At 73.1% G+C, this 22279-nt stretch carries 20 protein-coding genes; 15 read left to right on the plus strand and 5 right to left on the minus strand.

Annotated elements, in window-relative coordinates:
• Positions 1 to 96 precede the first annotated feature (96 nt).
• Both trpS and CYJ76_RS09200 read left to right on the plus strand, forming a co-directional pair.
• Positions 97 to 1140, plus strand: a complete 1044-nt coding sequence (trpS, locus tag CYJ76_RS09195) for a tryptophan--tRNA ligase (RefSeq protein WP_101849961.1) — start codon at positions 97 to 99, stop codon at positions 1138 to 1140.
• A 16-nt stretch (positions 1141 to 1156) separates the two neighbouring features.
• A complete protein-coding gene (locus tag CYJ76_RS09200) occupies positions 1157 to 1684 on the plus strand; it encodes a 2'-5' RNA ligase family protein (protein ID WP_238138213.1) in 528 nt (175 codons plus the stop codon).
• A gap of 83 nt (positions 1685 to 1767) precedes the next feature.
• On the opposite strand, the gene CYJ76_RS09205 is transcribed toward CYJ76_RS09200, so the two are convergent.
• A complete protein-coding gene (locus CYJ76_RS09205) occupies positions 1768 to 2934 on the minus strand; it encodes a glycosyltransferase family 4 protein (protein WP_202820478.1) in 1167 nt (388 codons plus the stop codon).
• Between the two features lie 65 nt (positions 2935 to 2999).
• Between CYJ76_RS09205 and CYJ76_RS09210 the strand changes: the two genes are divergently transcribed.
• The 11 genes from CYJ76_RS09210 to CYJ76_RS09260 all read left to right on the plus strand — a co-directional run bounded on the left by CYJ76_RS09210 (position 3000) and on the right by CYJ76_RS09260 (position 15717).
• A complete protein-coding gene (locus CYJ76_RS09210; protein WP_101849933.1) occupies positions 3000 to 4148 on the plus strand; it encodes a mannose-1-phosphate guanylyltransferase in 1149 nt (382 codons plus the stop codon).
• Entirely contained in the window at positions 4145 to 5248 is a 1104-nt protein-coding gene (locus CYJ76_RS09215) for a quinone-dependent dihydroorotate dehydrogenase (RefSeq protein WP_202820479.1), read from the plus strand. The genes CYJ76_RS09210 and CYJ76_RS09215 overlap by 4 nt, the downstream gene beginning before the upstream one ends.
• An 85-nt stretch (positions 5249 to 5333) precedes the next feature.
• Positions 5334 to 6449, plus strand: coding sequence for a BMP family lipoprotein (locus tag CYJ76_RS09220; RefSeq protein ID WP_070703556.1), 1116 nt, complete (start codon positions 5334 to 5336; stop codon positions 6447 to 6449).
• 43 nt (positions 6450 to 6492) lie between these two features.
• Entirely contained in the window at positions 6493 to 8028 is a 1536-nt protein-coding gene (locus CYJ76_RS09225; protein WP_101849934.1) for an ABC transporter ATP-binding protein, read from the plus strand.
• Positions 8025 to 9317, plus strand: a complete 1293-nt coding sequence (locus CYJ76_RS09230) for an ABC transporter permease (protein ID WP_070703558.1) — start codon at positions 8025 to 8027, stop codon at positions 9315 to 9317. Before CYJ76_RS09225 ends, CYJ76_RS09230 begins: the two co-directional genes overlap by 4 nt.
• A complete protein-coding gene (locus tag CYJ76_RS09235) occupies positions 9314 to 10645 on the plus strand; it encodes an ABC transporter permease (RefSeq protein ID WP_070703559.1) in 1332 nt (443 codons plus the stop codon). Before CYJ76_RS09230 ends, CYJ76_RS09235 begins: the two co-directional genes overlap by 4 nt.
• Positions 10642 to 11067 carry a cytidine deaminase gene (locus CYJ76_RS09240; RefSeq protein WP_083323418.1) on the plus strand — a complete coding sequence of 142 codons (426 nt, stop codon included), beginning with the start codon at positions 10642 to 10644 and terminating at the stop codon, positions 11065 to 11067. Before CYJ76_RS09235 ends, CYJ76_RS09240 begins: the two co-directional genes overlap by 4 nt.
• 139 nt (positions 11068 to 11206) lie before the next feature.
• Positions 11207 to 12865: a sodium-dependent transporter gene (locus CYJ76_RS09245; RefSeq protein ID WP_101849935.1), complete on the plus strand. Its 1659-nt coding sequence runs from the start codon at positions 11207 to 11209 to the stop codon at positions 12863 to 12865.
• Entirely contained in the window at positions 12862 to 12978 is a 117-nt protein-coding gene (locus tag CYJ76_RS09250) for a methionine/alanine import family NSS transporter small subunit (protein ID WP_083323419.1), read from the plus strand. The genes CYJ76_RS09245 and CYJ76_RS09250 overlap by 4 nt, the downstream gene beginning before the upstream one ends.
• 131 nt (positions 12979 to 13109) lie before the next feature.
• Positions 13110 to 14411 carry a thymidine phosphorylase gene (locus CYJ76_RS09255; protein ID WP_070703561.1) on the plus strand — a complete coding sequence of 434 codons (1302 nt, stop codon included), beginning with the start codon at positions 13110 to 13112 and terminating at the stop codon, positions 14409 to 14411.
• 1 nt (position 14412) lies between these two features.
• A complete protein-coding gene (locus CYJ76_RS09260; RefSeq protein WP_070703562.1) occupies positions 14413 to 15717 on the plus strand; it encodes an MFS transporter in 1305 nt (434 codons plus the stop codon).
• 3 nt (positions 15718 to 15720) lie between these two features.
• On the opposite strand, the gene deoC is transcribed toward CYJ76_RS09260, so the two are convergent.
• Both deoC and CYJ76_RS09270 read right to left on the minus strand, forming a co-directional pair.
• Entirely contained in the window at positions 15721 to 16530 is an 810-nt protein-coding gene (gene deoC, locus CYJ76_RS09265; RefSeq protein WP_101849936.1) for a deoxyribose-phosphate aldolase, read from the minus strand.
• Positions 16531 to 16540: 10 nt separating this feature from the next.
• On the minus strand, positions 16541 to 17194 hold the full coding sequence (locus CYJ76_RS09270; protein ID WP_101849937.1) for a uridine kinase family protein: 654 nt from the start codon (positions 17192 to 17194) through the stop codon (positions 16541 to 16543).
• Positions 17195 to 17319: 125 nt separating this feature from the next.
• On the opposite strand from CYJ76_RS09270, the gene CYJ76_RS09275 reads away from it, so the two are divergent.
• Entirely contained in the window at positions 17320 to 17997 is a 678-nt protein-coding gene (locus tag CYJ76_RS09275; protein ID WP_144043068.1) for a PH domain-containing protein, read from the plus strand.
• Here the strand turns inward: CYJ76_RS09275 and CYJ76_RS09280 are convergent, their stop codons facing one another.
• The gene (locus CYJ76_RS09280; RefSeq protein WP_180802273.1) at positions 17998 to 19722 is read right to left on the minus strand and encodes a phospho-sugar mutase; all 1725 of its coding nucleotides are present in this window, start codon (positions 19720 to 19722) and stop codon (positions 17998 to 18000) included.
• Positions 19723 to 19799: 77 nt separating this feature from the next.
• Positions 19800 to 20648 carry a purine-nucleoside phosphorylase gene (locus tag CYJ76_RS09285; RefSeq protein WP_070703567.1) on the minus strand — a complete coding sequence of 283 codons (849 nt, stop codon included), beginning with the start codon at positions 20646 to 20648 and terminating at the stop codon, positions 19800 to 19802.
• A 68-nt stretch (positions 20649 to 20716) separates the two neighbouring features.
• Between CYJ76_RS09285 and CYJ76_RS09290 the strand changes: the two genes are divergently transcribed.
• Positions 20717 to 22150 carry an NAD(P)H-quinone dehydrogenase gene (locus tag CYJ76_RS09290; RefSeq protein WP_070703568.1) on the plus strand — a complete coding sequence of 478 codons (1434 nt, stop codon included), beginning with the start codon at positions 20717 to 20719 and terminating at the stop codon, positions 22148 to 22150.
• Positions 22151 to 22279 lie beyond the last annotated feature (129 nt).

Raw genomic sequence — 22279 nt, forward strand, 5'->3', positions numbered from 1 at the left:
CCACCCCGACGGCACACGGACCATCACCTACCACCCACGACGACCCGGACAACCATGGAGGACGGACACCCCACCCCGAGTGTCAGAATGGGCGCCATGAGCGCTGACGTCCCCACCGGTTTCCAGCACGCCGGCACCCCGCGGGTGTTCTCCGGCATGCAGCCCACCTCCGACTCGCTGCACCTGGGCAACTACCTCGGCGCGTTGTCGCAGTGGGGGCCGATGCAGGACGGCCACGAGGCGGTCTTCTGCGTGGTGGACCTGCACGCGGTGACCGTGCCCATGGACCCGGCCCTGCTGCGCGAGCGCACCCGTCGTACCGCGGCACAGTTCATGGCCGGCGGCGTGGACCCGGAGCGTTCCGTGCTGTTCGTGCAGTCCCACGTGCCCGAGCACGCCGAGCTGGCGTGGCTGCTCAACTGCATCACCGGCTTCGGCGAGGCCAGCCGCATGACGCAGTTCAAGGACAAGGCCGCCAAGCAGGAGGCCGGCAACGTCTCGGTGGGACTGTTCACCTATCCGATGCTCATGGCCGCCGACATCCTGCTCTACGACACCTCCTTGGTGCCGGTGGGCGACGACCAGGTGCAGCACGTGGAGCTCACCCGCGACCTCGCCCAGCGGTTCAACCACCGCTTCGGCGACACCTTCGTGGTGCCGGAGTACCGGGTGACCAAGGAGTCCGCGCGGGTCATGGACCTGCAGGAGCCCACGAACAAGATGAGCAAGTCGGCCAGCTCCGACAAGGGCGTCATCTGGCTGCTCGAGGAGGCGAAGGCCTCCACCAAGAAGCTCAAGTCGGCCGTCACCGACAACGACGCGGTGATCGCCTACGACCAGGAGGCCAAGCCGGGCGTCACCAACCTGCTGAACATCCACGCGGTCGCCTCCGGGGAGAGCGTGGAGACGCTGCTGGCCCGCTTCGAGGGTCAGGGTTACGGCGCGCTCAAGGTCTCCACGGCCGAGGCGGTGGAGGCGCTGCTGGCCCCGGCCCGCGAGCGTGCCGCCGAGCTGCTGGCCGACCCGGCCGAGCTCGACCGCATCCTGGCCCGTGGCTCCGAGAAGGCCCGAGCCATGGCCGCCCCGGTCATGGACCGGGCCCGAGAGGCGATGGGCTTCCTCCCGGTCGGACGGGACTGAGGACTCTCCCGTGACGATGGACATCGGCGTCGCCATCCCGGTCCCCGCGCCCTGGGCGGACGAGGTCCGTCGGGTGCGGATGGCCGTCGGGGACGAGCAGGCCCGGTCCATCCCCACGCACATCACCCTCATGCCGCCGCTGACGATGGCGCGCGACGTGCGCTCGCTGGTGGCCGACCACCTGTCGGCGGCCGCCGCCGCGGTGCGGCCGTTCGTGGTGGAACTGCGGGGCACCGAGACCTTCCGGCCGGTCTCCCAGGTGGTCTACGCGCCGCTGGTGCAGGGTGCCGAGGAGTGCGCCGCCCTGGAGCGTCACGTGCACGCCGGTCCGCTGGCCATGGAGCTGCCCTTCCCGTACCACCCGCACGTCACCCTCGCCCAGAACGTGCCGGCCGGGTCGCTCGACCGGGCCATGCAGGAGATGGCGGACTTCGCGGCGACGTTCACGGTGGACCACTTCACGCGCTACGTGTCGGGGCCGGACGGCGTGTGGCGCCCGCTGGACTCCTGGGAGCTCGGCACGGGGGAGTGCCGCGAGCTCTGAGTTCGCCCTGTCACGCCCCCTGGGCCTCGCCCGGCCTCGTCCTGTCGCGCCCGGCCGTGGTGGTAGCGGCGGGCCAGCTCTCCTCAGAGCACCCGGCGCCCGGCGGCGTGCAGCGGGATGACCTGCTCGTAGTACTCGATGAGGCGGTCCACCATCGCGCTCCAGGAGCGGCCCTCCACGGCGGTGCGGCCGGCGACGCCCATGCGCTCACGCTCCTGCGCCGCCCCCGGCGCGGTGACGAGGCGCTCCACGCACTCGCGCAGCGACCCGGCCCGGTCCGGGTCGAAGAGGTAGCCCGTCCCCCCGTGGTCGATGAGGTCCAGGGGGCCGCCCCGCGCCGGCGCGATGACGGGCAGCCCGGCCGCGGCGCCCTCCTGCAGCGTCTGCCCGAAGGTCTCGCGCGTGCCGGCGTGCACGAACAGGTCGAAGGACGCGTACGCGTCGGCCAGCTCCTCGCCCTCCATGCGGCCGAGGAAGGCCGCGGTGGGGAACTGGTGGGCCAGCGGGTCGCGGCTCGGGCCGTCGCCCACGAACACCAGCCGGGCGCCGGGCAGGTCGGCCAGCTCCAGGAAGCGGTGCAGCTCCTTCTCCGGGGCCAGGCGCCCCACGTAGCCCAGCAGCACCTCACCGTGCGGCGACAGCTCGGCCTTGAGGCGGCGCACCGCGTCGGTCTGCTTGCGGTCGGGGTGGAAGAGCTTGGCGTCCACCCCGCGCCCCCACAGGGCGGTCCGCGGGATGTCGTGCTCGCGCAGGTCGGTCAGCGCCGCCTGCGAGGGGGCCAGAGTGAGGTCGGCCTGAGCGTGGATGCGGCGGATCCACCGCCACGCCGCGTTGGCCGCGATGTGGCCGGCCGGCCCGGAGTGCTGGCGGATGTAGCTGGGCATGTCGGTCTGGTAGATGGCCACCGTGGGCACCCGCAGCTGGCGGGCCACCGAGAGGGCGTTGACGCCGAGCACGAAGGGGGAGGCGATGTGGGCCACGTCCGGCTTGAAGCCGCGGAACACCGCCTCGGTGTCGTAACCGGGCATGCCCACGCGGAACTTGCGCACCGGCACCGAGGCCACCGGGTGCACGGGGAAGCCCGCGTAGGTGGTGGGCACCTGGTCCTCGGGGGCCAGGGTGGAGGAGCGCGGGCAGACCACCGCGGCCTCGTGGCCCTTGTCGGCCAGGCACTCGAGCACCTTGCAGACGCTCGTGGTGACCCCGTTCAGCTGGGGCAGGAAGGACTCGGTGACGATGGCGACGCGCACGCTGGTCACGGTGCCCGGCGCGGGCCGCGTTGTCCACTGCGGCACGCCGGATAGGGTTCGGCCTCATGAGCACCGGCACCGCCAACCAGGGCATCGACGGCTTCTGGGGCATCGTCCCCGCCGGGGGATCGGGGACCCGCCTGTGGCCGGTCTCCCGGTCCTCGGCCCCCAAGTTCCTGCAGGACATGACCGGGGAGGGCCGGTCCATGCTGCAGGCCACCCTCGACCGGCTGCGGCCGCTCACCGGGGACCGCATCGCCATCGTCACCGGGTCGGCGCACTCGGACAAGGTGCGGGAGCAGGTGACCGGCGAGGCCCTCGGCGGTGGCGTGCCCGGCCTGGGTGCCGACGGCCTGGTGGTGGAGCCGCAGCCGCGCGAGTCGATGCCGGCCATCGGGCTGGCCGCGGCGATCATCGCCCGCCACGACCCGGGGGCCGTCATCGGCTCCTTCGCCGCCGACCACCTGGTGGGCGACGAGGACACCTTTCGTGCCTGCGTGGCCGAGGCCGTGGCCGTGGCGCGCACCGGCAAGCTGGTGACCATCGGCATCGAGCCCACCCGCCCGGCCACCGGCTTCGGCTACATCCGGCTGGGGGAGGCCCTCGACGTGCCCGGCGCCCCCTCGGCCCACGCGGTCCGGGCCTTCCACGAGAAGCCGCACGCCGCCCGCGCCGAGGCCTTCCTGGCCGAGGGCGGCTACCGCTGGAACGCCGGCATGTTCGTGGTGAAGGCCACCGTGCTGCTGGAGCTGCTGGGCCGCAACCACCCGGACATGGTGGAGACGCTCACCACCATCGCCGCCGACGACGACCTGCGCCGACTGGACGACCTGTGGGCGCCGATCACCAAGATCGCCATCGACCACGCGGTCGCCGAGCCGGCCGCCGCCACCGGCGACGTGGCCTGCGTGCCGGGGGACTTCCCGTGGGACGACGTGGGCGACTTCGGCTCCCTGGGTGCCGTGCTCGGCCGCCTGGGTGCGGGCAAGGAGGTGGACGGCCTGGTGACCACCGGCGCCGGCGAGGTGGTGGGCGAGGACGCCAGCGGGTTCGTCATGACCTCCAAGGGCCGCACCGTGGTGACCATGGGCCTGGACGACGTGGTGGTGGTGGACACCCCCGACGCGGTGCTCGTGACCACCCGGGAGCGCGCGCAGGACGTCAAGGGCATCGTCGCCCGCCTCAACGAGCTGGGCCGCGAGGACCTCACGTGACCGCGCGCGAGGCCGTGCTCACCACCGGTTGGGAGCGCGTGGTCCGCCCCGTGCTCTTCGGGCTCGGCGGGGGCGATGCGGAGACCGCCCACCACACGACGCTGCAGTGGTCGGCCGCGCTGCAGGGTGTGCCCGGCGCGATGACCGCGCTCGCGGCGGTGACCGGCGGCATCGCCCCGGGGCGCACGGTGCGCCCCGGCGAGGGCGTGACGGTGGCCGGCATCACCTTCCCGCACCGCGTCGGCCTGGCGGCCGGGGCGGACAAGGAGGGCACCGCACTGCTGGCTTGGCAGGCCCTGGGCCTGGGCCACGTGGAGCTGGGCACGGTCACCCCGCGCCCGCAGCCGGGCAACCCCCGGCCGCGCATGCACCGCCTGCCCGCCAGCGGCGCGGTGATCAACTCCATGGGCTTCCCCAACGCCGGGGTGCACTCCGCGGTGCTGCGGCTGCGCGAGGCCCGCGCGGCCGGCCTGACCATCCCGGTGGGCCTGAGCATCGGCAAGAACAAGGACACCCCGCTGGAGTCCGCCCTGGAGGACTACGCCACCTGCGTGCGCGTGGCCGCCGGCCTGCCGGACTACCTGGCGGTGAACATCTCCTCGCCCAACACCCCGGGCCTGCGCGGGCTGCAGGACCCCGAGCCGCTGGAGCGCCTGCTGGCCGGCGTGGTGCAGGCGGAGGCCGACCGAGCCCGTGCCGCAGGCACCGCCTCGGTCCCGGTGTTCTGCAAGGTGGCCCCGGACATGGACGACGAGGCGCTCGCCGGCGCCACCCGCATCGCGCGTGAGGCGGGGGTGGCCGGCATGGTGGCCACCAACACGACCCTGGCGCGCACGGGCCTGGCCCCGCAGGACGCCGCCTGGGTGTCCGCTGAGCAGCCGCCCGGTGGTCTCTCCGGGGCGCCGCTCACCGCGCGGGCCCGGGAGGCCGTGGCGGTGGTGGCCGGCGCGAGCGACCTGCCCGTCATCGGGGTGGGCGGTGTGATGACGCCCGCCGACGCGGTGGCCCTGCGCGAGGCCGGTGCGGCGCTGGTGCAGGTCTACTCGGGCTTCGTCTTCGCCGGGCCCGCCCTCGTGGCCGGCGCCGCCGCGCGCGCCTGAGAAGGAACCCGTCGAGGGGCGCCCGGGCGCGTACCATGTGCGCCGTGTCACGCCTGGGTGGCACAGCCACTCAGCAGGAGTTGACATGCGCATTTCGATGAAGATCGCCGGCGTCCTCGCGGCCGCTTCCCTCGCCCTGACGGCCTGTGGCGAGGCCCCGGAGGAGGGCGGCTCGGAGTCCGGCAAGGGCTCCGGCAGCGGCGCGCCCGCGGAGGACGTGAACAAGGACTACAAGGCCTGCATGGTCTCGGACTCCGGTGGCTTCGACGACCAGTCCTTCAACCAGACCTCCTACGAGGGCCTCAAGCGCGCCGAGGAGGAGCTGGGCATCCAGACCGCCAAGGTGGAGTCCTCCAGCGAGGCCGACTTCGCCCCCAACGTGGACACCCTGGTCAACCAGCAGGGCTGCAACATGGTGATCGGCGTGGGTTTCATGCTCGAGGACACCATCCAGGAGGCCGCCAAGCAGCACTCCGACGTGGACTTCGCTCTCGTGGACTCCGCCCTGGCCGACGGCAACAAGCCGGCCACCGCCGAGAACGTGCGCCCGCTGCTGTTCAACACCGCCGAGGCCGCCTTCCTGGGTGGCTACCTGGCCGCCGGCATGAGCGAGTCCGGCAAGGTCGCCACCTTCGGCGGCATGCAGATCCCCTCGGTGTCGGTCTTCATGGACGGCTTCGCCGACGGTGTGGCCGAGTACAACAAGGCCAAGGGCAAGGACGTCAAGCTGCTGGGCTGGGACAAGAAGGCCCAGAAGGGCTCCTTCTCCGGCGACTTCGAGAACATCGGCCAGGGCAAGACCCTCACCGAGCAGTTCCTCGCCCAGGGCGTGGACGTCGTGATGCCGGTGGCCGGCCCCGTGGGCTCCGGTGCGGCGCAGGCCGTGGAGGGCAAGGACGGCGCCAAGCTGGTCTGGGTCGACACCGACGGCTACGAGTCCACCGAGTACGGCAAGGTCATGCTCACCTCGGTCATCAAGGAGATGGACCAGGCCGTGTTCGACGCCGTGCAGCAGGGCGCCACCGGCAAGTTCGACAACAAGCCGTACGTGGGCACGCTCGAGAACGAGGGCGTGGGCCTGGCCCCCTTCCACGACTTCGAGGGCAAGGTTCCCGAGGAGCTCTCCAAGGAGGTCGACGCCCTGCGCGCGAAGATCGTCTCCGGCGAGCTCAAGGTGACCTCCGAGAACACCCCGAAGTGACCCCGGGCGGCACCCGGGTCCGCACGGACGACAGGACACCTGCATGAAGCTGGAACTGCGCGGCATCACCAAGGCATTCGGGCCCGTGGTGGCCAACCGCGACATCGACCTCGTGGTGGAGCGTGGCGAGGTCCACGCGCTGCTGGGCGAGAACGGCGCCGGCAAGAGCACGCTCATGAACGTGCTCTATGGCCTGCACCGCCCCGACGAGGGCGCCATCCTGCTGGACGACCGTGAGGTCTCCTTCTCCGGCCCGGGCGACGCGGTCGCCGCCGGCATCGGGATGGTGCACCAGCACTTCATGCTCGTGCCGGTCTTCACCGTGGCCGAGTCCGTGGCCCTGGGCCACGAGGGCTCCGGCCCGATGCTGGACCTGGGGGCCGCACGACGCCGCGCCCGGGAGCTGTCGGAGCGCTTCGGCTTCGACATCGACCCGGACGCGGTGATCGAGGACCTGCCGGTCGGCGCGCAGCAGCGCGTCGAGATCATCAAGGCCCTCAGCCGTGACGCCAAGGTGCTCATCCTCGACGAGCCCACCGCCGTGCTCACGCCGCAGGAGACCGACGAGCTGCTGGCGATCATGCGCGAGCTGGCCGACTCCGGCACCTCGATCGTCTTCATCACCCACAAGCTGCGCGAGATCCGCGCCGTCGCCGATCGCATCACGGTGATCCGCCGCGGCGAGGTGGTGGGTCAGGCCGACCCGGCCAGCACCGAGCCCGAGCTCGCCGCGATGATGGTGGGCCGCTCGGTGGAGATGCGCGTGGCCAAGGAGCCCGCGCAGCCCGGCGAGGTGGTGCTCGACGTGCGCGACCTGCGCGTGGTGAGCGACTCCGGCGCCGTGGTGGTCGACGGCGTGGACCTGCAGGTGCACGCCGGCGAGATCCTCGGCATCGCCGGGGTGCAGGGCAACGGCCAGACCGAGCTCACCGAGGTGCTGCTGGGTACCGAGCCCGCCGACGGCGGCAGCGTGACCCTGGCCGGCCGCGACCTGCTGCGCCAGTCCGTGCACGAGCGCCTGACCGGCGGCCTGGGCTTCGTGCCCGAGGACCGCTCCACCGACGGCGTCATCAGCACCTTCAGCATCGCCGAGAACCTCGTGCTCGACCGCTACACCTCGCCGGTCTCCGGCAGCCGGTGGAGCATGTCGCCGCGCAAGCTGGCCGAGAACGCCGAGCGCCAGGTGCAGGAGTACGACATCCGCATCGGCTCGGTGCACGACCCCATCAGCACCCTCTCGGGTGGCAACGCGCAGAAGGTCGTCATCGCCCGCGAGATGGGCCGCGACCTCACCCTGCTCGTGGCCAGCCAGCCCACCCGTGGCGTGGACGTGGGCTCCATCGAGTTCATCCACGCCCAGATCGTGGCCGAGCGCGACCGCGGCACGCCCGTGGTGATCGTCTCCACCGAGCTCGACGAGGTGCTCGCCCTGTCCGACCGCATCGCCGTGATGTACCGCGGCCGCGTCGTGGACGTCGTGCCGGGGGACACCCCGCGCGACGTGCTCGGCCTGATGATGGCCGGCGTGCCCGCCGACGAGGCCCGTGCCCAGGCCGCTGCCCAGGAGGACCCCCGATGACCACCCCCGCCACGGACCCCGCGGCGCCCGCCACCCCGGACCTCACCGGCACCTCGGTGTCCCCGGACACCGAGCGCGACGGGCTGTTCCAGCGCATCGTGACCGGCAACCTGCTCATCTCGCTGCTGGCCGTGCTGCTGGCGCTGCTGGTGGGCGCGGTCCTCATCGCCGTCGCCGACGAGGAGGTCCGCGAGACCTCCACCTACTTCTTCGCCCGTCCCAGCGACACCCTCGAGGCGGTCTGGGTGGCCGTCTCGGAGGCCTACACCTCGCTGTTCAAGGGGGCGGTGTTCAACCCCGACGCCACCACCTTCGAGCGCCAGGTCCGTCCGCTGACGGAGTCGCTGGTGTTCAGCGTGCCGCTGGTCCTGGCCGGTCTCGGCGTGGCCGTGGCCTTCCGGGCCGGGCTGTTCAACATCGGTGCCCAGGGCCAGATCATCGTCGGCGCCATCCTCGGCAGCTGGCTGGGCTTCGCCCTGGACCTGCCGCCGGTGGTGCACCTGCTCGTGGCGGCCGGCGGTGCCGCCCTCGGTGGCGCACTGTGGGGCCTGGTGCCCGGCCTGCTCAAGGCCCGCACCGGTGCCAACGAGGTGATCGTGACGATCATGCTCAACTACACCGCCGTGTACCTGGTGGCCTACCTGCTCACCACCTCGGCCTTCCAGGAGGACGGCTCCAACCAACCCAAGTCCCCGCGCCTGGCCGAGAACTCCCTGTGGCCCTCGCTGCTGGGTGACGGCTTCCGCCTCAACGCGGCCTTCCTGCTGGCCGTCGTGGCCACCGTGGTCGTGTGGTGGCTGCTGGAGCGCTCCACCCTGGGCTTCCGCCTGCGTGCGGTGGGCGCCAACCAGGCCGCCGCCCGCACCGCCGGCATGAACGTCGGCGCGGTCACCGTGGTGGCCATGACCGTGGCCGGCCTGCTGGCCGGTCTGGCCGGCTCCGCGCAGGTGCAGGGCACCGAGCAGTTCCTCACCGGCGGCATCGCCGGCTCGCTCGGCTTCGACGCCATCACCGTGGCGCTGCTGGGCCGCTCCCGGGCGTGGGGCGTGTTCTGGTCGGGTCTGCTCTTCGGCGCGCTCAAGGCCGGCGGCTTCGTCATGCAGTCGGTCACGCAGACCCCCATCGACATCATCCTCGTCCTGCAGTCGGTGATCGTGCTGCTCATCGCGGCCCCGCCGCTGGTGCGCATGGTCTTCCGCCTGCCCGACCCCGCCCGTCCGCGCCGCCGCGCCCCCCGTCCCGAGCGGGCGGGGCGCTCCGGCGCGACCTCCGAGGAGGCCGCAGCATGAGCACCGCCCTGAGCGCCGCCGAGAGCACCCCGGCACCGCGCCCCACCGGCAGCGAGGGCGCCGACCAGCCGGTCGTTCTGCCCCGCACCTCCGCCAAGCCCCGATGGGGGGTGGTCGCGGTCTACCTGCTGGGCCTGCTGCTGGCCTGGGGCGTGTTCGTGCTGCGCAGCCCGTCCGGTGCGCAGACCTCCTTCCGCTTCAGCAGCGCCGGGGCGTTCTTCGACCTCCCCGACCTCACGCTGCCCACGCTGCCGACCGCCATCGGCCTGGCGGTGCTGTTCACGGCCGTCACCGCGTGGGCGGTGCTGCGCCGCGGACACCTGCCGGCCTGGGCCCACGTGCTCGGTGGTCTGGCCTTCATCGCCACCACGCTGGTGTGGGCCGCGGCCGGCACCGGGTCGGTGGTGCCGGTGGTCTCCCTGCTGGCCGGTGCGCTGGCGCTCTCGGTGCCGCTGATCTTCGGCGCCATGAGCGGCATCCTGTGCGAGCGCTCGGGCATCATCAACATCGCCATCGAGGGCCAGCTGCTCTTCGGGGCCTTCGCCGCGGCCGTGGTGGCCTCGCTGGCGGCCAACGCGTGGCTGGGCCTGCTGGCCGCCCCGGTGGCCGGAGCCCTCGTGGGTGCGCTGCTGGTGCTCTTCGCGGTGGTCTTCCGGGTCGACCAGATCATCGTGGGCGTGGTGCTCAACACCTTGGTGCTGGGCCTCACGGGCTTCCTGTTCTCGTCGCTGCTCACGCAGGACCGTGAGCTGTGGAACAGCCGTCAGGCGCTGCCGCAGCTGCCGGTCCCGGTGCTGTCCAAGATCCCCGTCATCGGGCCGGTGCTCTTCGACCAGACCATCCTCGTGTACCTCATGTACGTGGTGGTGGCGGTGCTGCACGTCATGCTCTTCCGCTCCACCTGGGGCCTGCGCACCCGCGCGGTGGGGGAGCACCCCAAGGCCGCCGACACCGTCGGTGTGGACGTCAACCGCCTCCGTGTGGTGAACACCCTCATCGGTGGCGCCGTGGCGGGCCTGGGTGGTGCCTTCTTCACCATCGGCGCCGGCCTGGCCTTCGGGCGCGACATGTCCGCCGGCAACGGCTTCATCGCCCTAGCGGCCATGATCCTGGGCCGTTGGAGCCCCAAGGGCGCCGTGGTGGCCGCGCTGCTGTTCGGCTTCACCAAGAACCTGGGCAACGTGCTGAGCTCCATCGGCTCCCCGCTGCCCACCGACCTGCTGCTGATGCTGCCCTACCTGGTGACGATCGTCGCCGTGGCCGGCCTGGTGGGCCGCGTGCGCCCGCCGGCCGCCGAGGGCACGCCCTACGTCAAGGGCCAGGCGTGAGCGAGGAGCCGGAGGTGGCTGCCGCCGGCGGTGACGGCGTCGACTGGGACGCCCTGCTGGAGGCGGCTCGGTCGGCCATGCGGCGCGCGTACGCGCCGTACTCCGGGTACCCGGTCGGTGCCGCGGGCCTGGCCGACGACGGCCGGGTCGTCTCGGGCTGCAACGTGGAGAACGCCGGCTACGGCGTCACCCTGTGCGCCGAGTGCGGCATGGTGAGCCAGCTGGTGGCCACCGGGGGAGGGCGTCTGGTGGCCGTGGCGTGCGTGCAGCGCGAGGAGCTCGTGGTGATGCCCTGCGGGCGGTGCCGCCAGCTGCTCGTGGAGCACGGCGGCGGCGAGTGCCTGGTCATGGCGCCGGACGGCCGCCCCCGCACGGTGGCCGAGCTGGTGCCGCTGGCCTTCGGGGCCGACGACCTCGCCTGAGCCGGGGGCGCCCGGGACCGGATGGGTGGCGGGTTCGGCCGGTCACGGTTGCACAACGATCCGCGCCAACCATTGGCCCCTGCCGCGCCCGCGGCCATGATTCCCTCGACAGTTCTCCCTACGAACATCGAGGTCAGCGATGTCCCACACTGCTGGCGGCGCCTCGGCGTACCGCCCGTCCGACGCACCGGACACCGGGTCCGGAGGCCGGCAGGCCTTCTCCGGTCGCACCGTCTTCATCCTCGCCGCCATCGGCTCGGCCGTGGGTCTGGGCAACATCTGGCGCTACCCCTACGTGGCCTACTCCAACGGTGGCGGCGCCTTCCTGGTGCCCTACCTGGTGGCCCTGCTGACGGCGGCCATCCCGCTGCTGTTCGTGGACTACGCCATGGGCCACAAGTTCCGCGGCTCGGCCCCGCTGGCCTTCAGCCGCCTCAAGGGCTGGCTGCAGCCCTTCGGCTGGATCCAGACGCTCATGTGCTTCGTCATCGCCACCTACTACGCGGTGGTGCTGGCCTGGGCCACGCGCTACTTCTTCTACTCGTTCAACCTCGCCTGGGGTGACGATCCGGAGGGCTTCTTCAACGGCACCGTGCTGCAGGTGGCCGACACCCCGAGCGCGTTCGGCTCCTTCGTCGGCTCCACCGCGCTGGTGCTGGCCGCCCTGTGGGCCGTGAGCATCCTCATCGTGTGGATTGGCGTGGACGCCGGCATCGGCTGGCTGAACCGTGTGTTCCTGCCGCTGATGATGGTGGTCTTCGCCGCGCTGGTGATCCGCGCCCTGCTGCTGGACGGCGCCGCCGACGGCCTCAACGCCTTCTTCTCGCCCGACTGGGCCGCCCTCAAGGACGCCGAGGTCTGGGTGGCCGCCTACGGCCAGGTGTTCTTCAGCACCTCGGTGGCCATCGGCGCGATGCTGACCTACGCCTCCTACCTGCACCTCAAGACCAACCTCACCGGCTCCGGCCTGGTGGTCGGCTTCTCCAACGCCTCCTTCGAGGTGCTGGCCGGCATCGGTGTGTTCGCCTGCATCGGCTTCCTGGCCCACCAGCAGGGCGTGACCGTCGGTGAGGCCGTCGCCAGCGGGCCCGGCCTGACCTTCGTGGTCTTCCCGGCGCTCATCAGCGAGATGCCCTTCGGCAACGTCTTCGGCGTGCTCTTCTTCGGCTGCCTGCTGCTGGCCGGTGTCACCTCGCTGGTCAGCCTCATGCAGGTGGTCGGCGCCGCGTTCGCCGACAAGGCCGGCGTGAGCCACCGCACCGCCACCCTGGTGACCGGCACGGTCATGGCCCTGGTGTCGCTGGCCTTCTACCCGCGCTCCACCGGCCTGTACGTGCTGGACGTCACCGACAACTGGGTGAACAACGTGCTGCTGGTCGGCTCGGCGGGCCTGGCCTGCATCGTGCTCACCTGGGTGGCGCTGGCCCTGCCCCGCCTGGCCCGCCACCTCAACACCGTCAGCTCCTTCCGCCTGGGCAAGGTCTGGATGTTCTGCGTGGGCGTCCTGACGCCCGCCGTGCTGGCGTTCACCACCTGGGACACCGTCAAGGGCCTGCGCGCCGAGCCGTACGAGGGCTACCCGACCGACTTCATCAACACCTTCGGGTGGGGCATGGTTGGCCTGGTGCTGCTGCTGTCGGTGCTGCTGTCCTTCGTCCCCTTCCGCAACCGCCACCTGCACGCCACCTCGTACGACCTCGAGGACCCCGAGGTGCGTGCCATCCACGGTGTCGACACCACTGAGCGAGGCTACGGCCACGCCGCCACCACCACGTACACGGAGGGAGGACGCGCATGAGCACCGAGGCGATCGTGATGATGGTTGTCTACCTGGGCGTCATCTGGGGCGGTCTGGGTGTGTCCCTGGCCCACCTGCTGGCCAACCCGGACGAGGAGTCGTTCGGCGACTGACCCGCCCGCACCACCTCCCGACGGCGCACGACCACCCGGTCGTGCGCCGTCGGCGCGTCCGGGGCCGGGCACGGGCCGGGGCCCGATGCCCACGTACCCCGGCGCGGCGCCCCATCGGCGATGATGGACCCATGAGCGCAGCGCAGCACGATGCCGTGGACGTCATCCGCACCAAGCGCGACGGTGGTCGCCTGTCGGACGAGCAGATCGACTGGGTGGTGGCCGCCTACACCCGGGGCGAGGTGGCCGACGAGCAGATGTCGGCGCTGGCCATGGCGATCTTCCTCAACGGCATGGAGCCCGGCGAGATCGAGCGCTGGACCGCGGCCATGATCGCCTCGGGCGAGCGCATGGACTTCTCCACCCTGAGCCGCCCGACCGCCGACAAGCACTCCACCGGCGGCGTGGGCGACAAGATCACCCTGCCGCTGGCGCCGCTCGTGGCCGCATGCGGCGTGGCCGTGCCGCAGCTCTCCGGGCGCGGGCTGGGCCACACCGGCGGCACCCTGGACAAGCTCGAGGCGATCCCCGGCTGGCGCGCCGAGCTCACCAACGACGCGATGATGACCCAGCTCGAGGAGGTGGGTGCCGTCATCTGCGCCGCAGGGGCGGGGCTGGCGCCGGCCGACAAGAAGCTCTACGCCCTGCGCGACGTGACCGGCACCGTGGAGGCGCTGCCCCTCATCGCCAGCTCGATCATGTCCAAGAAGATCGCCGAGGGGACCGGCGCGCTGGTGCTCGACGTCAAGGTGGGCTCGGGGGCGTTCATGAAGAACGAGGCCGACGCCCGCGCCCTGGCCGAGCGGATGGTGGCCCTGGGCACCGCGGCGGGGGTGACCACGGTGGCGCTGCTCACCGACATGTCCGCGCCGCTGGGTCGCACCGCCGGCAACGGGCTGGAGGTCACCGAGTCCGTGGAGGTGCTCTCCGGCCGCGGCCCGGCCGACGTGCGCGAGCTGACCCTCGCCCTGGCCCGCGAGATGGTGCTGGCCTCCGGCATCGAGGGCGCGGCGGACGTGGACGTGGAGCAGGTGCTGGACTCCGGTGCCGCGCTGGAGGTGTGGAAGCGCATGGTCGCCGCGCAGGGTGGCGACCCCGAGGCCGAGCTCGTGCCGGGTGCCCACACCGCCGAGGTGACGGCCGAGGCCAGTGGTGTGGTGACCGCCATGGACGCCTACAAGGTGGGCGTGGCCGCGTGGCGCCTGGGCGCCGGGCGCGCCCGCAAGGAGGACCCGGTGCAGGCCGGTGCGGGCGTGGTCTGGCACGCCGGCGTGGGGGAGCGCGTGGAGGCCGGGCAGGTGCTCTTCACCTGCCACACCGAGACGCCGGAGCGGCTGGCCCGCGGCGTGGAGACGCTCGCCGGTGCGGTCACCATCGACCCGGATGCCGAGCCCTTCGAGCGCACCCTGGTGATCGACCGCATCACCGCCTGACGTGACCGCGCCCCTGGACGACGACCGCCTGCCCGCCCGCCTCGGCGGAGTGGTGCCCCCCATGACCCGCACCGTGCGCCTGCTCTTCGTGGGCGTGCTGCTCTCGGCGCTGGGCAGCGGGCTCTCCATGCCCTTCCTGTACGTCTACCTCACGGACGTGCGCGGCTTCGACTCCCGCCTGGTCGGGCTGATGTTCGCGGCCATGGGCGCGGTGGCGGTGCTCGCGGCGCCGGTGGGCGGCTGGCTCATCGACCACGTGGGGCCGCGCTGGGTGCTCTTCACCGGCCTGCTCGTGGAGGGGCTGTGCATGGGGGCCATGGCCTTCGTCCCCACGCTCACGGCCGCCTACGCGCTCACCATGACCACCGCGGTGGCCGGCGTCATGGCGCACCCGGCGTTCACCGCCATGCTCACCCGCCTGGTACGCCGTGAGGAGCGCGAGCGGGTCTACGGCTTCCAGTTTCTGCTGCTCAACCTGGGCCTGGGCACCGGCGCGATGGCGAGCTCCTTCCTCGTGGCCTCCGAGACCCTGGCGGCCTACCAGCGCCTCTACCTCGTGGACGCCGTGACCTACCTGGCCTACCTCGTGGTCATCGTGGCCCTGCCCGCCGGCACCGGCGCCCTGGAGCGGGCCGCCGTCACCAGCGTGGAGCAGCTGCTGCCCGGCGACACCTGGCTGACGGTGCTGCGCGACACCGTGCTGCTGCGCGTGGTGCTCGTCTCCGTGCTGGGCATGACCGTGGGCTACGCGCAGATGGACATGGGCTTCCCCGCCTACGCCCACGGCGTGGCCGACGTGCCCCCGAGCGCGCTGGGTTGGGCGTTCGGGGCCAACACGGCCGTCATCGTGCTGGCGCAGACCTGGGCGCTGGGTGTCATCCAGGGGCGGCGCCACGCCTCGATGCTGTCGCTCACGTGGGCGCTGTGGGGCGTCTCCTGGGCGGTGGTGGCCAGCTCGGCCCTGCTCGAGGGGCCGTGGGCGGCGGCGGCCGTCATCACCGGACTGGGCCTCTTCGGCCTGGGGGAGGTGTTCCAGTCCCCGGTGATGCCGGCGGTGGTCAACGACCTGGCCACCGAGGAGCTGCGTGGCCGCTACAACGCCATGGGCGGCCTGTCGTGGACCCTGTCGTCCATCCTCGGCCCGGCACTGGCCGGGTGGATGATCGGCAGCGGGCACGCCTTCCAGTGGGTGGTGCTCACCGTGGGCGGGTGCGCCGTGGTGGCCTTGCTGTGGACGGCGATGCGCCCGGCCATGGCTGCTCGCATGTCCGGGCGCATCGGCGAGACGGCCGCCGAGACCGCCTGAGGCTCAGTAGGTGCTGTCGGCCGTCGCCTCGTCGAGCGTGGCCGGCGGCTCGGGCACCACGAGGGTGCCGGCGGCCAGGCGCTCGCGGGCCCCGGCCATGAGCGCCGAGGTGGAGCTGGTGCCGATGCGGGTGACCCCCTCGGCCAGCATGGCCAGCAGGGTGTCCACGTCGCGCACGCCGCCGGAGGCCTTCACCTGCACCTGCTCGCCGGTGTTCTGCCGCATGAGGCGCACGTCCGGCAGCGTCGCGCCGCCGCCGGCGAACCCGGTGGAGGTCTTCACGAAGTCCGCGCCCGCGGCCTCCGAGGCGCGGCAGGCGGCCACCTTCTGCGCGTCGTCGAGCAGGGCGGTCTCGAGGATCACCTTCACCGGAACGTCGTGGGCGTGGCCGGCCTCCACCACGGCGGCGACGTCGGCCTGCACGGCGTCGACCTCGCCGCTGCGCAGGCGGCCGATGTTGAGCACCATGTCCAGCTCCGTGGCGCCGTCGGCCACGGCCTGCTCGGCCTCGGCCACCTTGGCGGCCGTGCTGGTGGTGCCGTGCGGGAAGCCGATGACGGTGCACACCGTGGTGCGCGAGGGCTCGCCGTCGCCCTCCCCGGCGCCGTCGGCCACCGTCTCGGCGATGGTGCGGGCGGCCAGGGGCACGTCGCTGGGGCGCACGCACACGGAGAAGGCGTTGAGCGCGGCCACCTCGCGGACGCCGGCGGTCACCTCGTCGGTGGTGAGCTCGGGCTTGAGCAGGGCGTGGTCGAACAGGTCGGCCACCTGCTGCAGGGTCAGCGCGGTGCCGGGGGCGTAGCGGTCGGTCATGGGCCGCAGCCTACTGGCGGGGTGCACCCCATCGGTCGGTGGCGGCGCGCTCCCCGGCGGCGGGGGAGAGCACCCGCGCACCCAGGCGGCGCTGGTGGGCCACGAAGCGCGGCTCGGTGCGGCGCAGGCGGTTGCCGCGCTCCCAGAGCACGGCCGGGGGCTTGCGGTGCTCGGCCAGGTCGCGGACCAGGCGGCGGACGAAAGTGGTCCACGGTCCGGAGGTGATGCACCACGCGTCGGCGAGCAGGCCGCGCTCGCGCAGCGGGGCCACAAGGTGGGCGGCGAAGATGCCCTCGGCCACCACCAGCGGGGCGCTGCCGCGGGTCACGGTGCGGTGGCCCTGTACGGACGAGGTGGAGATGTCGTAGTCCGGCACCTGGGTGGCGCCGGTGTGCGCCAGCTGCTCCAGCCCGGCCAGGGCGGCGGCGTGGTCCCACGTGCCCACGTGGTCCCAGTCCACGAGGCCGTCGGGTCGCAGCGGCAGGTCCGGGGCGTCGTGCGGGTGGTAGTAGTCGTCGAGCGGCACCACGGGCCAGCCGTGGGTGGCGCCCAGCCGGCGGGCCAGGCGGGTCTTGCCGGTCCCGCTCGGACCGGTGAGCAGCAGCACCTGCGCGGCGGGGGTGGTGGCCTGCGGCGTGGGGGCGACGGGGTGGGCGTCCGGCATGGGGGATGATCCTACGTGCGCGCCGCCGGCCCACCGTCGGTGGCGCGAGCGGGTCCCCGGCCTGCCCGGAACCACCCCGATCCACCCGCCCGACCCACCACCTCGACCCACCCGGAGCCTCCCCGATGACGCAGCACCCCGCCGACCGCACTCCCGCGCCCGGGCCCCGCGCCGCCGCCCGCCCCTCGCAGGTGGTGCACCCGCGCAAGGCACGGATCCTCGCGGTGGTCTCCTGGCTCCTGGCGGCGGGCTTCGTGGTGCTGGCCCTGGTCACCCGGCCGGTCATGTGGGGTGCGGTGGGCCTGGCCGTGGCCGGCGCCGCCCTGGCGTGGGTGCTCATCTGGCGTCCCCGGGTGGAGCTGGACCCCGACGGGCTGACCATCGTCAACCCGGTGCGCACGGTGCGCATCCCGTGGCAGCGGGTGCGCCGCGTGGGCTCCCGCTGGAGCCTGGAGGTGGAGTCCGAGACCGGGATGCACCGCGCCTGGGCCGTGGGCTCCTCCTACCGCGACCCCTCGGGCGTGGACCACACCGCGGACGTCACCGGCCTGGGTCTGCTGCGCAAGATCGACGCCGCCCGCACCGGGGCCGACCCGCAGCCGCTCAAGCCCGAGTTCGCGATGCTGGAGGACCTGCAGTCCGTGGCCTCCACCGTGCGTGGGGCCCGCGACGCGCACGCCGACGCCCTGGCCGACGGCCACATCGAGGCCGACCCCACGCCCACCACCCGCACCGTGGCACCGCTGCCGGCGGCCGCGATGGCGGTGGGCCTGCTGCTGCCGCTGGCCGTCTGGTTCCTCTGATCAGAGGGCGGTGAGGCGCTCCATGTCGGCGCGCACCGTGGCCAGGCGCTCCCGGGCGGTGTGCTTGGCGGCCGGCAGGTCGCCGGACTCCACGGGCACCACCACCTCCAGGTAGACCTTCACCTTCGGTTCGGTGCCCGAGGGACGCACGATGACGCGCGTGTCGTCGGCCAGCACCCAGCGCAGGCCGTCGGTGGGCGGCAGGCCGTTCCAGCCCTCGGCCAGGTCGGCGGCCTCGGCCACCGGGGGGCCACCCAGCGAGGTCGGCGGCTGCGCGCGCAGGGCGGCCATCACCGCATCGATCTGCTCCAGCTCCTCCACCCGGATGCTGAAGGAGTCCGAGGCGTGCACGCCGTGCTCGAGGTACAGGTCGTCGAGCACGTCCAGCACCGTGCGGGTGCGCGAGCCGGCACGCAGGCGGGCCACGAGGTCGGCCACCATGAGCGCCGCGCTGATGCCGTCCTTGTCCTTCACGTGGGTCGGGTCCACGCAGTAGCCCAGCGCCTCCTCGTAGCCGAAGGCCAGGCCGTCCACGCGGCCGATCCACTTGAAGCCGGTGAGGGTCTCGGTGTGGCGCACGCCGGCGGAGGCCGCCATCCGCGAGAGCAGCCGCGAACTCACGATGGAGTTGGCGAAGACCGCGTCCTCGGGCAGGCCACCGGTCTCGGCGGCGCGGCGCAGCACGTGGTTGCCCAGCAGGGCGCCCACCTCGTCGCCGCGCAGCATGCGCCAGCCCACCGGGTCGTCGGCGGTCACGGACTCGGGGTCCGGCACGGCCACGGCGCAGCGGTCGGCATCCGGGTCGTTGGCGATGACCACGTCCGGCTGCATCCGCGAGGCCAGCTCCAGGGCGGCGTCGATGGCACCGTCCTCCTCCGGGTTGGGGAAGGCCACGGTGGGGAAGTCCGGGTCCGGGACGGCCTGCGTGGCCACGCTCTTGGGATTGGGGAAGCCGGCCTCCTCGAAGGCCTGCACCACCAGGTCGTTGCCCACGCCGTGCAGCGCGGTGTAGACCACGGCCACCTGCTTGGGGCCCGCCGGGTCCACCACGCTCGTGGCGGCCTTGACGTACGCCTCGCGCAGGTCGTCGGCGGCGGTGATCCACCCGGCCTCCGCGCGCGGCACCGACGCCACGGACTCCACGGCCCGGATGTGCGCGGCGATCTCGGCGTCCACCGGCGAGACGATCTGGCTGCCGTCGCCCAGGTACACCTTGTAGCCGTTGTCCTGCGGCGGGTTGTGCGAGGCGGTGACCATGACGCCCGCATCGGCACCGGTGTGGCGCACGGCGTAGGCCAGCACCGGGGTGGGCAGGGCCTCGGGCAGCACGATGGCCCGGCCGCCCGCGGCGGTCACCACGGCAGCGGTGTCCAGCGCGAAGTCGTGGCTGCGGTGGCGTGCGTCGTAACCGATCACCACGGTCGGGGAGGTCACCGGGTCGGTCGCGCGCTGCTGCAGCCAGCGCACCAGGCCCGCGGCGGCACGGATGACCACGGCGCGGTTCATGCGCGCCGGGCCGGCGGCCACCGCGCCGCGCAGGCCGGCGGTGCCGAACTCCAGCAGGCCGCGGAAGCGGTCGGCCAGGTCGGCGGCCGCGGCGGCGTCCCCGCCCGCGGCGGCGTCCACCACGGCCTGCAGTTCGGTGCGGGTGGCCTCGTCGGGGTCGTCGGCGATCCAGGCGCGGGCCTGCGCCAGCAGGGCCGTCAGGTCGTCGGTGGGCTGCACGGTGGTCTCCGTTCGCGGAAGGGGGCTCGGCCCCGGGTGGGTGGACGTCCGGGTGGGTGCGGCCGGGGCCGCGGGTGTCAGAGGCGGGGCACGATGCCGGCGAGCAGCTGGCCGCAGCGGGCGGAGGCGGCGCGTCCGGCCTCGATCACCTCGGCGTGGTCCAGCGGCTCGTCGCTGATGCCGGCGGCGTGGTTGGTCACCAGCGAGAGGCCCAGCACGGACATGCCGGCCTCGCGGGCGGCGATCGCCTCGAGCGTGGTGGACATGCCCACGAGGTCGCCGCCGATCACCTTGGCCATGCGCACCTCGGCGGGGGTCTCGTAGTGCGGCCCGCGGAACTGCACGTACACGCCCTCCTCCAGGGAGGGGTCCACGGTGCGGGCCACCTGGCGCAGGTGCGGGGTGTACAGGTCGGTGAGGTCCACGAAGGTGGCGCCCTCCAGCGGGGAGGCCGCCGTGAGGTTCACGTGGTCGCTGATGAGCACCGGGGTGCCGGGGGCCCACTCGGGGCGCAGGCCGCCGCAGCCGTTGGTGAGCACCATCGTGTCGCAGCCGGCCGCGGCCGCCGTGCGCACCGTGTGCACCACCGGGCGCACACCGTGGCCCTCGTAGAAGTGGGTGCGCGATCCGAACACCAGCACGTGGCGGGTGCGGCCGTCGTGACCCTCGACCGCGAACGAGCGCATCACCGAGGAGTGGCCCTCCACCGCCGGCGGCGGGAAGCCGGTCACCTCGGACTGGTCGAAGGACGCGACGGGCTCGCCCAGCAGGTCGGCCGCGCTGCCCCACCCGGAGCCCAGGGTGAGGGCGATGTCGTGCCGCTCCACGCCGGAGAGGCGGGCCACGTCCTGCGCGGCCCGGCGAGCGATCTCGCGGGGGTCGGCGGTCGGGTCGTCGAAGGGGTTCTGGGAGTCGAGTCGGGCCACGGGGCCACCCTAACGACTGGGGGCACCGCGAGGGTGGTGCGTCAGGCCGTCGATGGTTGGATGGGGGCATGCTCTCCAGCGCACCTGAGGTCATCATCATCGGCGGCGGTCCCGGCGGGTACGAGGCCGCCCTCACGGCGGCGGCGGGCGGCGCCACCGTGACCCTCGTGGAGGACACCGGGGTGGGTGGCGCCTCGGTGCTCACCGACTGCGTGCCGTCCAAGACCCTCATCGCCACTGCGGACTTCCGCAGCCGCTTCGACGTGGCCGGGCGCATGGGCGTGGAGTTCTCCGAGGACGACGGCGACCCCGCCACCCACGAGCCGCTGGCGCACGGGGTGGAGGCCCACATCGACCTGGCCGCGGCCAACCGGCGGGTCATGGACCTGGCGCGTGCCCAGTCGGCCGACATCCGCGCGGCGCTGACCGAGGCCGGCGTCACCGTGGTGGACGGCCGGGGCCGCCTCGTCGCGCCGGACCGTGTGCAGGTGACCGCCGCCGACGGCAGCACCACCGAGCTCACCGCCGCCACCGTGCTGCTGGCCACCGGCGCCTCCCCGCGGGTGCTGCCCAGCGCCCGCCCCGACGGCGAGCGCATCCTCACCTGGCAGCAGGTGTGGGACCTCACCGAGCTGCCGAGCAAGCTCGTCGTGGTGGGCTCGGGTGTGACCGGCGCGGAGCTCGCCCACGCCTACCTGGGCCTCGGGTGCGAGGTGGTGCTCGTCTCCAGCCGCGACCGCGTGCTGCCCGGCGAGGACCCGGACGCCGCCGAGGTGCTGGAGACCGTCTTCCGCGAGCGCGGCATGCAGGTGATGAACGGGGCCCGCGCCCAGTCCGTGGAGCGGCAGGGCGACGAGGTGCTCGTGACCCTCACCGACGGGCGCACCGTCACCGGCTCGCACTGCATCATGGCCGTCGGGTCGGTGCCCAACACCGCGGACCTGGGGCTGGAGGAGGTCGGTGTGCAGACCGCCGACTCGGGCCACGTGCTGGTGGACAAGGTGTCGCGCACCTCCGTGCGGGGGGTGTACGCCGCCGGTGACTGCACGGCGGTGCTGCCGCTGGCCTCGGTGGCCGCCATGCAGGGCCGCATCGCCATGAGCCACGCGCTCGGCGACGCGGTCTCCCCGCTGCGCGTCACCGGCATCAGCTCCAACATCTTCACCGACCCGGAGATCGCCACCGTCGGCATCGGGCAGAAGCAGGTGGACGAGGGGGAGGGCCGCGTGCACCAGGTGATGCTGCCGCTGGTCAACAACCCGCGGGCCAAGATGCGCAACGTGCGCCACGGGTTCGTCAAGCTCTACGCCGCGCAGGGGTCCGACGTGGTCGTCGGCGGTGTGGTGGTGGGCCCGCAGGCCTCCGAGCTCATCTACCCGGTGGCCCTGGCCGTGCACCACCGCCTCACCGTGGACCAGGTGGCCAGCACGTTCACCGTCTACCCGTCGATGTCGGGCAGCGTCGCCGAGGCCGCGCGCCGCCTCCACACCCGCGAGGACTGAGCCGGCCCGGGCCAGGGTCCCGCCGCGTGCCCCTCCCCACACGTTGAGCCCTCCCCACACGTTGAGTCGTCGTTCGTCGGGGTCCCCGGGCGGTTCTGACCCCGACGAACGACGACTCAACGTCCGAGC

The sequence above is a fragment of the Kytococcus schroeteri genome, assembly GCF_002847825.1.
Taxonomy (GTDB): domain Bacteria; phylum Actinomycetota; class Actinomycetes; order Actinomycetales; family Dermatophilaceae; genus Kytococcus; species Kytococcus schroeteri.